Source organism: Chitinophaga sp. G7 BAM 1005, from assembly GCF_057126945.1.
Window position 1 is genome coordinate 7,245,770 of the sequence record NZ_CP181478.1, and the last position, 15,457, is coordinate 7,261,226.

Genomic DNA, 15,457 nt, shown 5'->3' on the forward strand with positions numbered 1-15,457 from the left:
GCTTCCTAAAAATTTGAACATGCAGTACAGAGAAATTGTTGCAGTAACCGGATTGGGCGGTTTGTTTCAGTTAGTAGCCAGTAAACAAGATGGCGCCATCGTAAGGTCACTGGAAGATAAAAGTACAAGGTTTGTATCTTCCCGCGTGCATAATTTTACTCCACTGGAAAGTATTGAAGTATTTACTACCGGCGAAAACGTAAACCTGGCTGAGGTATTCAAGGCTATGGAGGAAAAAGCAGCGGCACACCCGCCTGTAGCTGGTAAAGCAGACAACAATGCTATCAAAGCTTATTTCAAAAGCGTATTCCCTGAATTCGATGAAGACAGAGTGTATGTGAGTGATATGAAGAAGATGGTAAAATGGTTTGGTATCCTCAAAGCAAACGATCTGTTGAAATTTGATGAGATCCTCGCCGAAGGTGATGGTGAAGCGGAAGAAGTGGCAGTAGAAGAAACCGCTGCTCCGGAGAAAAAGAAGAAAGCAGCTACTGAAGCTACTGAAGAAGCAGCCACAGAAGAAAAGCCTAAGAAGCCACGCGCTAAAAAGGCCGCTGAAAAAGAAGAAGGCGAAGCAGGCGCTGAAGAAAAAGCACCTAAGAAAGCCAAGGCTAAGAAAGATGACGCACCGGCAGCAGAAGGCGAAGAGCCTAAAAAAGTTGCTAAGCCACGCAAGAAGAAAACAGAAGAATAGTAAGGATCCGGGTTGTCTGATGATTGAATCAAACATCAGCCGGCAAAATATTTCAGGCTTCTATTTACAGAGATCTTTTTCTGTAAATAGAAGCCTGAATCGTTTTAGCCTTCCCGATATTTAACGATTCTTTTAGCCGTAAACACCCGGCATTAGCGTAAAATTGCCTAAATTTCTACATCCGAAAATTTAAAAATAACAGATAGCATGGATAAACTAAATGCAGATATAAAGAAACTACCGCGTACATTTCTCCCGGAAGATTTTAAAGTAACTACCTGGGATACCCTGCAGCCTTACTTTGAAGCGCTAAAGGAAAGAAAGATCAACAGCGTATCAGACCTGGAAAAGTGGCTGAAAGATATGAGCGAACTGGAAGCAGTAATCAGTGAAGATGCCTGCTGGCGACAGATCCGCATGACCTGCGATATCACCGATAAATCACTTGAGGAAGCCTTCGCTTACTTCTGCATGGAAATTCAGCCCAAACTGCAACCCTATGCAGATGCACTCAATAAAAAATTGCTGGAAAGCCCGTTTGTAAAAGAACTGGATCCCGATCTGTATAAAACGTATCTCCGCAATGTAGAGAAACAGGTGAAACTGTTCCGCGAGGAAAATATTCCTATCCAGGCGGAATTGAGTGTAATGGCACAACAGTATGGCGTTATCGCAGGTAAAATGACCATCAAAGTAAAAGACCAGGAATATACCCTGCAACAGGCAGCTAAATTCCTGGAAAACAGCGACCGCTCCCTGCGGGAAGAAGTGTTCACTAAAACCGGCGCCCGTCGCCTGGAAGACAGGAAAGCACTTGATGACCTGTACACAGGGCTGATTTTAAAACGTGACCAGGTAGCAAAAAATGCCGGCTTCGCTAATTACCGCGACTATAAATTTGAAGAACTGGGACGCTTCGACTATACAAAAGAAGACGCCTTCCAGTTCCATGAAGCTATCAAAGCGCACATTGTTCCGCTGGTACAACAGATCCTGGAAAAGCAGAAAGCCAAACTGCAGCTGGATACCCTGCGCCCCTGGGACACGGAAGCAGAACCAGTGGGTGTGAAGCCACTGGAGCCATTCCACACAGGAGAAGAACTGGTGAATAAAGCCATCGCCACTTTTGATGAACTGGGTCCCTTCTTTGGTAATTGTCTCCGGGTGATGAAACAAATGGGCCGCTTCGACCTGGAAAGCCGTAATGGTAAAGCGCCGGGTGGCTATAACTGCCCGCTGGCGGAAACAGGCGTGCCTTTCATTTTTATGAATGCCGCCGGACAAATGAAAGATCTTACCACAATGGTACACGAAGGTGGCCACGCGGTACACTCTTTCCTCAGCCATCACCTGGCACTCAGCGCCTTCAAGGAATACCCGATGGAGATCGCTGAAGTAGCCAGCATGAGCATGGAGTTATTTACAATGGACTACTGGAACATTTTCTTTGATGACGAAACGCAGCTGCGCCGGGCACGTTTGCAGCAGCTGGAAAGGGCTATCACCATTTTCCCGTGGATTGCCACCATTGATAAATTCCAGCACTGGATTTATGAACACCCGCAGCATACCATAGAAGAACGTACTGCCAAATGGCTGGAAATACTGAATGAGTTTTCCCCTGCAGTAGTTGACTGGAGCGGCCATGAGGACTACCGCGCCATTACGTGGCAAAAGCAACTGCACCTGTTTGAAGTGCCTTTCTATTATATAGAATACGGTATCGCGCAACTGGGAGCCATTGCTATGTGGAAGCAATTCAAGGAAAACAAAACACAGGCTTTGGATAACTACGTACAGGCGTTAAGTTTAGGAAATACCAAAACGTTGCCTGAGTTGTATAAAGCAGCAGGAATTAAATTTGATTTTTCTCCGGCCTATGTAAAGGAACTAGCCGATTTCGTGAAAGCAGAAATAGAAAAGATACAATAGTAAGGATGCCTTTGTTAATGCCGCCACGCGGAACATTAACAAAGGCATTTTTTATTTGCAGGATTTACAAACCCCACTCACCACTACTTCCACATTATGCGCCGCATAACCTTTGGGAAGCTGTATTTGCGGAACATCTGTTTCATCTAAACAAATGGTATTACCACATTCTTCACACTTGAAATGAATATGATGATCGTGGTGATGATGTTCCGAACACTCCGACTTACATAAAGCGTAGCGTACAGAGGTATCTGTAGTGGGTATTTTATGAATGATTCCTTTGTCGAGAAATGTTTGTAAGGTACGGTATACGGTTACCCGGTCAAACGACTGACCGGCCAGCTTTTCAAAATCGCTATGTTCCAGCGCACCGTTGCTTTTCATGAACAGTTCCAGGATCCTTGTCCGGGTTTCTGTTACACTCAGCTTGCTTTCGCGTAGTATACTGCCAATTCGTTCTGTTATTTGTTGTTTGGTGCCCATGATGAAAAAAACTTTATTCTTCCATTAAACGGTCTATGTCTTCAATCAATTTATCTACATCCTGTTTTTTAGTGCCTTCATACAAACCGCGGATCTGTCCTGCTTTATCAACCAATGCGAACCATTGGGTGTGTACAAAATCTTCTTCCCCGGTATATACGCCATCATCTACCAGGTAACCTTGCCTGGCCAACCGGTAGAGCTGTTTCTTGTCGCCGGTGAGGAACCACCAGTTTTTGGAATCAGCGCCATGTTTGGCGGCATATGCCTTTAGTACCGGCACGCTGTCGTGTTCCGGATCTACCGTATGGGAAAGGATCAGGAAGTTGGGATTGTCTTTATACTTCGCATATACCTTGTCCATATTGGCATTCATCTTCGGACAAATACCGGTGCAGGTGGTAAAAAAGAACTCAGATACATAAATCCTGCCTTCAACGTCTGCCTTCGTTTTCGTGTGGCCTTCCTGGTCTGTAAAGGAAAATCCAGGGATGGTATGTCCCGGCGCCCCCAGGTGGGGTAATTTATCTTTTCCAAAGAAGGTGCCTGTTTCTCCTTTAATAATATAACCGGCATAGGTCAGGAAACCTGCGCTCAACAACACAAAAAACGAAATCAGTATAATTGTTTTCTTCGACATAGGTATGATTCCTTGTTTTATTCGATATACAAAGGTAGCACATAGTTAACAGATGCCCATCAGTGCTATGCATCTCTTATTTTTTTAACACGCCTGCAACATTTTATAGTTGAAAAAATAAATTATCTGAAGATAACAGTTATTTTAATTTGCAACATTGTTGCAAATTTATGTAGTTTTGTCCGGATAGAAAAATGCGAACATGGAAGTGAATATTTTAAAGAAGATGAGTTTGGACACTATTGGAATAGGGGCCTCCATACTGTGTGCTGTACACTGCGCCTTACTCCCTTTGCTGCTCACGGTATTACCACTGGTGGGATCGCATGTATTGGAAAATGAAATGCTGGAATATGGCTTGTTGTCTTTCTCCTTTGGGGTAGGCTGTTTGTCGCTGGGACGGGGGTATTTCAGGCATCACCGGCGCATAGCGCCCCTGCTGATCTTTACCGCGGGGTTTGCCTTATTACTGGGAGGGCATTTCGGGATCGTCAGCGGTTTCTGGGAACCTGTTGTCATCTTTGCCGGTGCGGCAGGAGTAACGGGCGCGCATCTATTAAACCTGAAGCGTTGTAAACAATGCACTACGGTTAAGCGCCACGTTCATGATCACTTAGTGGCATCAGAGGATAGCCGGCGGCATCTGCCGGCTGGCGGGCTGTGAAACTGCTGTTATAAAACAGGGAAAACATCACAAAGGGCTTATAAACAATTGCTGCAATTAAAATACGCACACACATAGCAATATAACTTATCACATATGGAAAAATTACCTGTTACGGTGCTGAGTGGCTTTCTCGGCGCGGGGAAAACTACGCTGCTTAATCACGTGCTGCATAACCGCGAAAATCTTCGTGTAGCCGTTATTGTTAATGATATGAGCGAGGTGAATATCGATGCGCAACTGGTGAAGAATGAAAACACGCTGCACAAAACGGAAGAGCGCCTGGTGGAAATGAGTAATGGCTGCATTTGTTGCACCCTGCGGGAAGATCTGCTGAAGGAAGTAGCTGCACTGGCCGCAGAGAAACGGTTTGATTACCTGTTGATTGAATCTACCGGCATCTCGGAACCTATACCGGTGGCGCAAACCTTCTGCTACCAGGATGAGGTGAACAACGTTGATCTCAGCACGGTAAGCCAGCTGGATACAATGGTGACGGTAGTGGATGCGTATAATTTTATCAACGACTACAGCAGCATGTCGTATCTGCAGGACAGAGGCTTAACAGATGATGCGGCAGACCGGCGCACCATTGTGAATCTGCTGACAGACCAGGTGGAATTTGCCAATGTGATTGTGCTGAATAAATGCGACCTGGTATCAAAAGAACGGCTGGGCAACCTGAAAGCGGTGCTGCGTAAATTGAACGCCACGGCCCGCATCGTGGAATCCATCAAGGGGCAGGTGCCATTGAAAGAAATACTGCATACCGGTCTTTTCGACTTTGATACCACTTCCCAAAGCGCCGGCTGGCAGGCCGAACTGGAAAAGGAACACACCCCGGAAACGGAAGAATACGGCATCTCTTCTTTTGTATACCGCAGCCGTAAACCCTTTCACCCGGAACGCTTCTGGCAGTATATCAATGAACGCTGGCCCGGCAATATTATCCGCAGTAAAGGATTGTTTTGGCTGGCCTCCCGGCCGGATATTGCTGTAAACTGGAGCCAGGCGGGGGGATCATTGCGTGCTGAGAAGGCTGGTTACTGGTGGTGCGTCATCCCACGCAAGCAATGGCAAATGGATCCTGAAACCTATGAACTCATCACCAGCCGCTGGGATACCCGCTTTGCCGACAGGTATAATGAACTGGTAATCATCGGACAGGAGCTGGATTCACACGATATCATCATTGATCTTGACAGCTGCCTGTGCACCGAATCCGAAATCAAAAACTTCAGGGATGGTCATCTTTTTAAAGATCCTTTTCCAGATATTTAGACTAATCTAAAAAATAATTAAGACAAGTATAAAAATAGAAGATAGTTTTGTTGAAGATTAAATTGGAAGTGTAAATCCATTGTTACTATCCGTGAAAACACTGTACTGAGTTTAAAACCAAGATTACTTATACGCATGAAACAACTATCTACATTACTATTCTTCTTATTATTTATTACTACGGCATATGCCCAGCAAGGCGTGGTGAAAGGGGCGGTCGTGAACAAAGACGGGAAGCCGGTGCAGTTTGCCAACATTGCCATCCCTGCCCTGCATACCGGTGCTACTGCCGATCAGCAGGGGCTTTTCACTATTAAAAACCTGGCGGCAGGTACTTATGATATCAAAATATCAATGGTAGGATACCAAACGGTTAAGCTGAAGAAACAAATTGCAGCGGGCCAAACAACGGTATTGAACGTTTCGTTGGAGGAGGATCTGTCGAAGCTGGATGAAGTAGTGGTAACTGGTGTTTCCCGCGCCACCGCTGTCCGGAAAAACCCTGTACCCATTGCCATTATCGGTAAAAGGGAAATGAACATGAACGTAAATAATAACATTATTGATGCTATTATTAAAGGCGTGCCGGGCGTAAGCGCGGTAACAACCGGTCCCAATATTTCAAAGCCATTTATCCGGGGGCTGGGCTACAACCGCGTACTGACGCTGTTCGACGGGGTGCGGCAGGAAGGACAGCAATGGGGCGATGAGCATGGTATTGAAATTGACCAGTATGGTATTTCACGGGCGGAAGTGGTGAAAGGACCTGCCAGTCTTACTTACGGCTCCGATGCGCTGGCCGGCGTGATTAACATGATCCCCGACATCCCGGAACTGACACCGGGAAAACTACAGGGCAGCTTTCTTACGGATTACCATAGTAATAATGGGATGATAGGCTCCTCACTGGGATTGGCTTACCGGCAAAATGACTGGAAATATGTATTGCGGGGCACAGCAAAGGCGGCGCATAACTACCGCAACAGTGTGGATGGATTTGTATATGGCACGGCCTTCCGGGAATATAACCTCACCGCATTGGCAAGGGTAGACAAGTCGTGGGGGCATTCCCAGTTCGGCGCTACGCTTTATGACAACACCCAGGAAATCCCCGACGGCAGCCGCGATTCCCTGACCCGTAAGTTTACCCGGCAGGTGAAAGATAGTGATGACAATATAAAAGACCGGCCATTGGTTCCGGACAATGAGCTGCGTACCTACACCATTAACCCGTTACATCAGCATATCCAGCATTACCGGTTGTATAACCATTCCAAATGGAATGTGGGTACCGGCGATATTAATACCATGATTGGGGTGCAACAAAGTATCCGGCGGGAATACAATCACCCGGAGATGACCGGGCAGCCTGGCCTGTACGTGGTGCTGAATACATTAAACTATGATGTGCGCTATAATTTGCCCGTGATGAACGGATTGGAAACAACCGTAGGTGTGAATGGTATGTACCAGTCGAATAAGAGTAAGAATGGTACCGATTTTCCCATTCCGGACTATAACCTGTTTGACATAGGCGGATTTATTTTTGCCAGGAAATCTTTTGGTAAGGTAGACGTATCGGGTGGTATCCGTTACGACAACCGTTCTATCCGCTGGAACGATTTCTACGTGGGACCCAATAAGGAGAATGGCTTTGAGCAACATGCGCAGTTGCCGGATACAGCAGGGGCCCATCTGCAGTTCCCTTCTTTCAGTCACCGGTATACTGGTATTTCCGGCAGCCTGGGAGCTACCTGGAACATCAGTGAGCGGGTGCTGGTAAAGGCTAACATTGCACGGGGTTACCGTGCGCCGAATATTACGGAGATTGGTTCCAATGGTCTTGATCCGGGGGCGCATATTGTATACCTGGGGAACCGTGGATTTAAGCCGGAGTTCAGTTTGCAGGAAGACATCGGTATACAGGCATGGTTGCCGGATGCGGATATCAGTGTGGAATTGTTTAATAATAATATTGAGAACTATATCTACCAGGCAAAGCTATACGATAATACCGGCAACCCCGTGGTAATAGTACCGGGTAATGCCACCTATAAGTACCAGCAATCTGCCGCGAGGTTATTTGGAGCGGAGGTAAGTGTTAATCTTCACCCACGGAGTATAGCCTGGCTTACCATGAATAACAGTGTTGCCTACACGCAGGGACGTAACCGGAACATGGAACTGATTAGCACGCATGGCGATGAGGCGCGGTACCTGCCATTTATACCTCCCACGCATATACGCAGCGAACTAAAGGCAAGCACCCAACGCAATTACGGGATCTTCACCAAAGCCTATGCCCGCGTGGAGGCTGATATTATTGCAGACCAGCCGCATTTTTACGGGGTGGATGATACCGAAACATTTACGCCGGGATATACCCTTTTCAATATAGGCGCCGGTACCGGTATTCTCAATAAGAAAGGGAAAACGGTATGTGAAGTGTTCCTGCAGCTGGATAATGTGGCCAATGTAGCTTACCAGGCCAATATGAACCGGTTGAAATATTTTGAATACTACAGCTCCTCCCCTAACGGACGGCTGGGCATCTATAATATGGGTAGAAATTTCAGTGCTAAAGTGATAGTGCCGTTTTAGGGAAGATTACCACAGTTTGAACCCCATTTTAATGCCTATCTGGAGGCTGGGCAGTATGCTGACCATTTTACCATCGTTCAGGGATACTTTGTCGTCGTCGAAATGATAGGTATTGTATTTATAGATTTTACTGCGGATACCTACACCGATAAAGGGATCGAGGATAAAGCGGTCTTTTTTGAACTGCCGGCCTATTAAAAGCTGCAGGCCAATGACGGTTTTATCTCCGGAGTTGGTGTAGGTAATGTTACTGAAGGTATTATCTTCATTTGGATAGAAAACCTTTTTTACGAATAACACGGGTTCGAAGTAGGTGCCGGCTGCGCGGGAGGGCGACATTTCCTGTGAAATAAGGTACAGGCGTGCTCCTACGCGGAAGCCCAGTCCCCGCCCATCTACAAACTGTTCAGTACTGATATCCGGTTTTTTTTGTCCGATATCAATTTTTTTTGCCAGCACATAATCGGGGTAGTCTGTATAGATACCGCTGATACCTACTTCCAGACTGAATTTATCAGTTATTTCCTGTTCCAGGTAAATATCGAGTTCATTAATTAAGGTGGCAGGATTTACTTTAAGAAAGGTATTTTTGCTCAATTGTGTTTTGCCATCCTGGGCGGAGGATGATAAAATAAATGAACAGGATAACCATATTAACAGCAGTGTCTTTTTCATACAGTTGTAAGGGTTAGACTGGCTTCGGAACCTCAATCCGGGCGTGTGTCAGCTTTCAGAACCGGTCAATAATCGTTCCACAATTACCGGAAACCATTGATGTTCCAGCGCCTGTACTTTGCGTGCTACTGACTCGGGCGTATCTTCCGGTGTGATGATAATGCGTTCCTGCAGGATCGTTTCTCCGTCGTCGTATTTCTCGTTCACAAAGTGGATGGTGATGCCACTTTCTTTTTCTCCGGCAGCTATAACGGCTTCGTGCACAAAATGTCCGTACATCCCTTTTCCGCCAAATTTTGGTAACAGGGCCGGGTGGATATTGATAATGCGGTTAGGAAAAGCCCGTACCAGGTTAGCAGGGATTTTCCATAAAAATCCGGCCAATACCACCAGGTCGATCTTTAGCTCTTTTAGTAACTGAATGTATTTATCTGAATGGAGGAACGCCTCCTTTTCAATGAGTATACTGGTAATACCTTCGCGTTCGGCAATCTGTAAAACACCGGCTCCGGGTTTGTTACAAACGATTACGCTCACCCTGGCCTTATCCGACTGTTTGAAATGATCTATAATTTTCTGCGCGTTGCTTCCTGCACCCGATGCGAATATGGCAATATTTTTCAAAGTCTCTTACTGTTTGAGTAGGATACAAAAATAGATAATTTAGCAGGGATTTAAAGTTATGAATATAAAGAGGCTTTAAACATGCCGCTGAGGTGGACTTGATATGCTTCATGCACGCTTTATCCTTGCCTTTGATACGCCTTTGAGGTGGACTTGATCCTTATTTGAGATATTCCCCGCAGCCCTGGTATGTTTTGTCTTTCACCTGTACCTGTACGGTATTGGGTTTCATCAGGCCGCTCATATCGTCGGTGCAAACGGTGTTGCGGATACTTATCGTGATGCCGGGGGTGGTATATACCTTTAAAGTATCGGTATTGGGTTTGGCCGGGGGGAGGGTAACCTGGAGGCTGTCGCCATTAACGTTGTTGAAACGTATTTTTTTGTTATCAAGGTCGAGGCTCCAGAAGGGTTCGTTGCCACTGGCGGTGAACCGGATGCCGGCTTTTGACTTTTCGGTGAGCAGCTGTCTGCGGTCGCCGCCTTCTACCGGCTTGAGGACATAATTGCTGGCCAGTACTCCTTCGATCCGTTTGCCTTTGGTATTGAGGAGGAGGAGTTTCCCTTCGGAGGCGAGGAAGGAGCTACTGTCGGTTTTCTTCTGGAGCATCACGGTGGAGTCGGAGGTTTGTTTCCAGGTGCCGGTTTCTACGGAGGCTATTCCCTGGCCTCTTCCCTGGTAAGCCACCAGTTCATGAAAGGTATGATCATCAAACAAACTGATCTGGTAGTCCATACCGGGGCAGTCGGCACACGGAAGGGTGCCCTGGAAGGTGCCGGTGATAACGGTGGGGGTAGCTGTACCTGGCGTGGTATGTTGCGTGGTACTATCGGTTTGGGTGGTGGTATTATTATTACAGGCCACGAAGGCGGTAAGCAAAACGGGGAGTATGATACTTTTTTTCATGGGAGCGTTTTTTTGATGACGGATTGAACATTCTGGTCCGCCGGCAGGTTATTAAGGTAAAAATAACAACTCTCACAGAAATTAACTGCGTTGACAGATAATATATTATATTGTGTATTAAAGGATATAGGGGACCACTATTTAATTTCCATCTGCATATATTATAATTATATCCCCGCAAACCTTGCCCCACGTTATGATGTAGACGTGCGCCCACAGAGGAATTAAACTTTCAATCAAAATAATAAGTTCTGAAAGGAAATAATAAGTGAAGCGTTTAAATAGGCCAGCAGAAAGACTTCCAGCTCAATCGTTGCTCAAAAAAGAGGTTGAAAACAGCATTTTATAAGACAATAATTTTTTTTAATTGTTGGTAAATTGTCAACATTCTGTCTTATTTTTGCTGGCACTTTTAAGAAACTTTAGGTCAAATCTAAACTATATAGGCTGTGTATCGTCGTGTTTCCATTCTTTTGCGCAAGCATTTTGTGAGTGTGCTTATTCTATGCGCTAGTATAGTAATTCCGTTTTCTTCTGTTAAGGCAGCGGATCCAGCGAAGGGTAAAGCATTATTCCAAACAAATTGCGCTTCCTGCCATAATGTCCATAAGAAGCTGACAGGTCCTGCATTAGCAGGGGTAGAAGATCGCTGGCCCGATAAGAAATTATTGCACCAGTGGATCCACAACTCTGCATCTGTATTGGCTACCGGGGACAAATATGCTAATGACCTCTTCAATCAGTACAACAAGACAGCGATGACCGCTTTCCCTCAGTTATCAAATGAGGAGATTGACGACATCCTGGAGTATGTAAAAGTTGAGCAAGCGAAAACTCCGGGTGGAGCTAAACCTGCTGAAGCGGGGGCTACTGAAGGTGCTGAAGACAAAGGCAATGACAACAGCTTACTGTTTGGTATCATTACACTGATCCTCGCGGTGGTAGCATTGATCCTCATGCAGATCAACAGCAACCTGAATAAGCTGGCTGGTGACAAAGAGGGAGTTCCAACTCCGGACCCTGTTCCTTTCTACAAAAATAAAGCTTACCTGGCGCTGATCATCCTGGTGCTGTTCATGGTAGGTGGTTACTTCACTATTCAAGGAGCTATCGGCCTGGGTCGTCAGAAAGACTATATGCCGGAGCAACCTATCTTCTACAGCCATAAGGTGCATGCGGGTATCAACCAGATTAACTGTTTGTACTGCCATGCCGGTGCTGAGAAGAGTAAACACGCAATGATCCCTTCTGAAAATATCTGTATGAATTGTCACAAGGCCATTAAGGAATACTCCGGCCCTGAGCTGACAACTGCAGAAGGTAAGAGGGTAGATGGTACTGCTGAAATTGCAAAATTATACGATTACGTAGGCTGGGATCCTGAAGCTGGTAAATATACCAAGCCAGGCAGACCGATCGAATGGACTAAAATCCACAACCTGCCTGACCACGTTTACTTTAACCACTCTCAACACGTGGTTGCCGGTCAACAACAATGTCAAACCTGCCACGGTGCAATCACCGAAATGGATGAAGTACATCAGTTTGCCGATCTCTCTATGGGATGGTGTATCAACTGTCACCGTACTACCAAAGTGCAGTTTGCTGACAACAACTATTACAGCATCTTCGAAAAGCTTCATCAGGATATTAAAGATAAGAAGATCGATAGCGTAACAGTTGAGATGGTAGGTGGTACTGAATGTCAAAAATGTCACTACTAGGAAGGATTTAGAGAGATTTTCTCTTAATCAGAAGATATCAAAATTTATAAACGTAACTCGTTAATATAACATGGAGCAAAAAAAGTATTGGAAAGGCTTGGAGGAGTTGCACAATACCGATGCGCATCAGGAAATTGTGAAGAATGAATTCAGTGAAGAACTTCCGTTCGAGAGTGAAGGCCTGTTGAATGCTACTACCCCCCGCAGGGATTTTCTGAAATATCTGGGGTTCACCACCGCTGCTGCCGCTATTGCTGCCAGCTGTGAAACACCGGTTAAGAAAGCGATTCCGTATGTAAACAAACCGGAAGAGATCACCCCGGGTGTAGCCAATTATTATGCTTCTTCTTACGCCATTGATGGCGAATACGTACCGGTTGTGGTGAAAACCCGCGAAGGTCGTCCCATCAAACTGGAAGGGAATACTTTATCAGCTGTCACACAGGGCGCTACATCCGCCAAAGTACAGGGCGCTGTATTAAGCCTGTATGATACTGCCCGTCTCCGTTTCCCATCTATCGGCGGCGCGGAAACAACCTGGGCGGAACTGGATAAACAAATGGGTGCAGCACTGGCCGGATTAGGCGGTGCTCCTGTTGTTTTATTAAGCGCCACTTTACTCAGCCCCACTACTAAAAAAGTGATCGGCGAGTTCCTGGCAAAATATCCAAACTCCCGCCACGTAGTATACGATGCAGTTTCTTACTCAGGTATGCTGCAGGCCAACGAAGCTTCTTACGGTAAAAGAGTTGTTCCTTCCTACCACTTTGAAAATGCCAAAGCGATAGTGAGTTTAGGTGCGGACTTTATCGGAACCTGGTTGAACCCGGTTGAATATGCCCGCCAGTTTGCTTCTACCCGTAAGATCAGTGCACAGAAACCCGAAATGTCTAAACTTTTCGCGTTCGAAAGTCATATGAGCCTTACCGGTGCAAACGCGGATGAAAGATATACACATAAACCTTCTGAAACCGGTGCAGTAGCACTGGCACTGCTGGCAGCAGTTGGCGGCAGTGTAACCGCTCCGGCTATTGCTGACAAACGTGTAGCAGATGGTATCAAAAAAGCGGCAGAATCACTGAAAGCAAACGCCGGTAAAGCACTGGTAGTGAGCGGTTCTAACGATGTAAACGTACAGGTCATTGTAAACGCCATCAACAACATCGTTGGCGCCAATGGAACTACTATCGATTTCGCTTCTCCTTCCAACTATCGTCAGGGTATCGACAGCGACATGACCAAACTGGTAAGCGATATGAATGCAGGCAGCATCGGCGCTGTACTGGTTTATGGCGCTAACCCTGCTTACGACTACTTCGAATCCCAGAAATTCGCAGAAGGTTTGAAGAAAGTGAAGATCGCGGTATCCTTCAACGACAGAAACGACGAAACAACTGAACTGTGTAAATATGTAGCCCCTGATCATCACTTCCTGGAATCATGGAATGATGCGGAAGGAAGAGCGGGTTACTATAGCTTTGCCCAGCCTACTATCCTGCCGCTGTTTAAAACACGCGCTATACAGGATACCCTCCTCACCTGGTCTGGTAACACTACCACTACCTGGGCTGACTACCTGAAAAATGAGTGGATCAGCAAACTGGGTGGACAGGAAGCATGGGATAAAGCATTACAGGATGGTATTGTTGAACCAGCTACTGCTCCTGCATTAGGTGGTGCTGCATTTGCCGGTGATATTGCCGGTGCTGCATCCAAAATCAGCAGCGCTAAGAAAGGTGGTAAACTGGAACTGGTACTGTATGAAAAAGTAGCGATCGGTACTGGCAGATCTGCCAACAACCCGTGGTTACAGGAAATGCCTGATCCGATTACCCGTTCTACCTGGGGTAACTACGCCTGTATCTCCAACAAACTGGCTAAAACTTTTTCTACCGAGTTAGGTGATGATTACGAAATCAATGCCGAGAAGAAAGTACTGAAAGTTAAATCCAACGGTAAAGAAATTGAACTGCCACTGCTGATTGTTCCGGGTATGCACCCTGAAGTAATCGCTATCGCAGTAGGTTATGGCCGCAGCAATAATGTAGGCAGAGCAGCTGGTGGTATCGGTAAAAATGTTTATCCTTTTGTTAGCTTCAACGGTCAGAACTTTGACTACTTCACTATTGACGCATCTGTAGAAGCTACCGGTCAGAAGGAAATTGTTGCTTTAACGCAAACACATAATAGTTACGAAGGTCGTCCGATCGTTAAAGAAACTACCCTGGAAGAGTTCATCAAGAACCCTAAGGAGGTAAACGAAGACAGACTGGAACTGAAGAAATTTGGAGCCGACTTCCGCAAGGATGCTACCCTGTATCCTAACTACAGCTATCCTGGTATCAAATGGGGCATGTCTATCGATCTGAACACCTGTTTTGGTTGCGGCGCCTGTACAATTGCCTGCCAGGCAGAAAACAACGTTTCTGTTGTAGGTAAAGAAGAAGTGGCGAAAGCGCATGAAATGCACTGGATCCGCATCGACCGTTATTTCAGCGGTGATGAAGAAAATCCGGAAGTAGTGTTCCAGCCGATGCTGTGTCAGCATTGCGATAACGCGCCTTGCGAAAACGTTTGTCCGGTTGGAGCAACCAACCACAGCTCTGAAGGTATTAACCAGATGGCTTACAACCGTTGCATCGGTACCCGTTACTGCGCAAACAACTGTCCTTACAAAGTACGTCGCCTGAACTGGAGAGACTGGAATGGTGCTGACAGCTTTGAAAACAACCTGTACGATGTGGCTGATATGAACGATAACCTGACCCGTATGGTACTGAACCCGGATGTAGTGGTTCGTAGCCGTGGTGTGATGGAAAAATGTTCTTTCTGCGTACAACGTTTGCAGGAAGCGAAACTGGATGCGAAGAAAGCTGGTCACCCATTGAAAGATGGAGCTGCTAAAACCGCCTGCCAGCAAGCTTGTGGCGCTGATGCGATCGTATTTGGCAACATTAACGACAAGAACAGCGAAATCTATAAGATTCGTAACGAGCAGCAGGTAGACAGGATGTACTATGTGTTGGAAGAAACACACGTACTGCCATCTATCAGCTACCTGGCGAAGATCAGAAACAAGGATGCCGCTCCTAAAGCAGAAAAAGAGTCTGCTCACAAGGAAGAAGCGCATCACGCGTAATGATCTTAACCGGTAATCGTTAAGAAAAAGACAGAAAGAACAGAATCTGAGATCATAACAAAAGACAAGGGCTAGTAGCTAGAAGCTAGC

General features: G+C 46.1%; 12 protein-coding genes. 7 read left to right on the forward strand and 5 right to left on the reverse strand.

The genetic code is table 11. The features are described from left to right. The first annotated feature begins 19 nt into the window (after positions 1-19). Positions 20-694, forward strand: coding sequence for a DUF5606 family protein (locus ACMXI2_RS29320; RefSeq protein ID WP_483779416.1), 675 nt, complete (start codon positions 20-22; stop codon positions 692-694). A gap of 207 nt (positions 695-901) precedes the next feature. Beyond that, positions 902-2,626 (forward strand): M3 family oligoendopeptidase, encoded by a 1,725-nt coding sequence (locus tag ACMXI2_RS29325; RefSeq protein WP_483779417.1) that lies wholly within the window; start codon positions 902-904, stop codon positions 2,624-2,626. A 51-nt stretch (positions 2,627-2,677) separates the two neighbouring features. Here the strand turns inward: ACMXI2_RS29325 and ACMXI2_RS29330 are convergent, their stop codons facing one another. Then, the gene (locus ACMXI2_RS29330) at positions 2,678-3,112 is read right to left on the reverse strand and encodes a Fur family transcriptional regulator (RefSeq protein WP_079471705.1); all 435 of its coding nucleotides are present in this window, start codon (positions 3,110-3,112) and stop codon (positions 2,678-2,680) included. A 13-nt stretch (positions 3,113-3,125) separates the two neighbouring features. Further along, positions 3,126-3,752 carry an SCO family protein gene (locus ACMXI2_RS29335; RefSeq protein WP_483779418.1) on the reverse strand — a complete coding sequence of 209 codons (627 nt, stop codon included), beginning with the start codon at positions 3,750-3,752 and terminating at the stop codon, positions 3,126-3,128. Positions 3,753-3,954: 202 nt separating this feature from the next. On the opposite strand from ACMXI2_RS29335, the gene ACMXI2_RS29340 reads away from it, so the two are divergent. The 3 genes from ACMXI2_RS29340 to ACMXI2_RS29350 all read left to right on the forward strand — a co-directional run bounded on the left by ACMXI2_RS29340 (position 3,955) and on the right by ACMXI2_RS29350 (position 8,298). Beyond that, positions 3,955-4,416: a MerC domain-containing protein gene (locus tag ACMXI2_RS29340; RefSeq protein WP_483779419.1), complete on the forward strand. Its 462-nt coding sequence runs from the start codon at positions 3,955-3,957 to the stop codon at positions 4,414-4,416. 96 nt (positions 4,417-4,512) lie between these two features. After that, on the forward strand, positions 4,513-5,697 hold the full coding sequence (locus ACMXI2_RS29345; protein ID WP_483779420.1) for a GTP-binding protein: 1,185 nt from the start codon (positions 4,513-4,515) through the stop codon (positions 5,695-5,697). A 135-nt stretch (positions 5,698-5,832) separates the two neighbouring features. Continuing rightward, a complete protein-coding gene (locus ACMXI2_RS29350; RefSeq protein WP_483779421.1) occupies positions 5,833-8,298 on the forward strand; it encodes a TonB-dependent receptor in 2,466 nt (821 codons plus the stop codon). 6 nt (positions 8,299-8,304) lie between these two features. On the opposite strand, the gene ACMXI2_RS29355 is transcribed toward ACMXI2_RS29350, so the two are convergent. From ACMXI2_RS29355 to ACMXI2_RS29365, 3 genes are all read right to left on the reverse strand, one after another. Next, positions 8,305-8,973 carry a hypothetical protein gene (locus ACMXI2_RS29355; protein WP_483779422.1) on the reverse strand — a complete coding sequence of 223 codons (669 nt, stop codon included), beginning with the start codon at positions 8,971-8,973 and terminating at the stop codon, positions 8,305-8,307. Between the two features lie 48 nt (positions 8,974-9,021). Further along, entirely contained in the window at positions 9,022-9,597 is a 576-nt protein-coding gene (gene purN / locus ACMXI2_RS29360) for a phosphoribosylglycinamide formyltransferase (RefSeq protein ID WP_483779423.1), read from the reverse strand. Between the two features lie 160 nt (positions 9,598-9,757). Next, positions 9,758-10,504 carry a copper resistance protein NlpE N-terminal domain-containing protein gene (locus tag ACMXI2_RS29365; RefSeq protein ID WP_483779424.1) on the reverse strand — a complete coding sequence of 249 codons (747 nt, stop codon included), beginning with the start codon at positions 10,502-10,504 and terminating at the stop codon, positions 9,758-9,760. 494 nt (positions 10,505-10,998) lie between these two features. Between ACMXI2_RS29365 and ACMXI2_RS29370 the strand changes: the two genes are divergently transcribed. Both ACMXI2_RS29370 and ACMXI2_RS29375 read left to right on the forward strand, forming a co-directional pair. Then, entirely contained in the window at positions 10,999-12,228 is a 1,230-nt protein-coding gene (locus ACMXI2_RS29370; RefSeq protein WP_483779425.1) for a c-type cytochrome, read from the forward strand. Positions 12,229-12,298: 70 nt separating this feature from the next. Continuing rightward, positions 12,299-15,367, forward strand: a complete 3,069-nt coding sequence (locus ACMXI2_RS29375; protein ID WP_483779426.1) for a TAT-variant-translocated molybdopterin oxidoreductase — start codon at positions 12,299-12,301, stop codon at positions 15,365-15,367. Positions 15,368-15,457 lie beyond the last annotated feature (90 nt).

What these genes read in the sequence shown, in the direction of transcription:
- ACMXI2_RS29320 (WP_483779416.1), top strand. Translation starts at nt 20, where the DNA reads ATGCAGTACAGAGAAATTGTTGCAGTAACCGGATTGGGCGGTTTGTTT.
- ACMXI2_RS29325 (WP_483779417.1), top strand. Translation starts at nt 902, where the DNA reads ATGGATAAACTAAATGCAGATATAAAGAAACTACCGCGTACATTTCTC.
- ACMXI2_RS29330 (WP_079471705.1), bottom strand. Translation starts at nt 3,112, where the DNA reads ATGGGCACCAAACAACAAATAACAGAACGAATTGGCAGTATACTACGC.
- ACMXI2_RS29335 (WP_483779418.1), bottom strand. Translation starts at nt 3,752, where the DNA reads ATGTCGAAGAAAACAATTATACTGATTTCGTTTTTTGTGTTGTTGAGC.
- ACMXI2_RS29340 (WP_483779419.1), top strand. Translation starts at nt 3,955, where the DNA reads ATGGAAGTGAATATTTTAAAGAAGATGAGTTTGGACACTATTGGAATA.
- ACMXI2_RS29345 (WP_483779420.1), top strand. Translation starts at nt 4,513, where the DNA reads ATGGAAAAATTACCTGTTACGGTGCTGAGTGGCTTTCTCGGCGCGGGG.
- ACMXI2_RS29350 (WP_483779421.1), top strand. Translation starts at nt 5,833, where the DNA reads ATGAAACAACTATCTACATTACTATTCTTCTTATTATTTATTACTACG.
- ACMXI2_RS29355 (WP_483779422.1), bottom strand. Translation starts at nt 8,973, where the DNA reads ATGAAAAAGACACTGCTGTTAATATGGTTATCCTGTTCATTTATTTTA.
- ACMXI2_RS29365 (WP_483779424.1), bottom strand. Translation starts at nt 10,504, where the DNA reads ATGAAAAAAAGTATCATACTCCCCGTTTTGCTTACCGCCTTCGTGGCC.
- ACMXI2_RS29375 (WP_483779426.1), top strand. Translation starts at nt 12,299, where the DNA reads ATGGAGCAAAAAAAGTATTGGAAAGGCTTGGAGGAGTTGCACAATACC.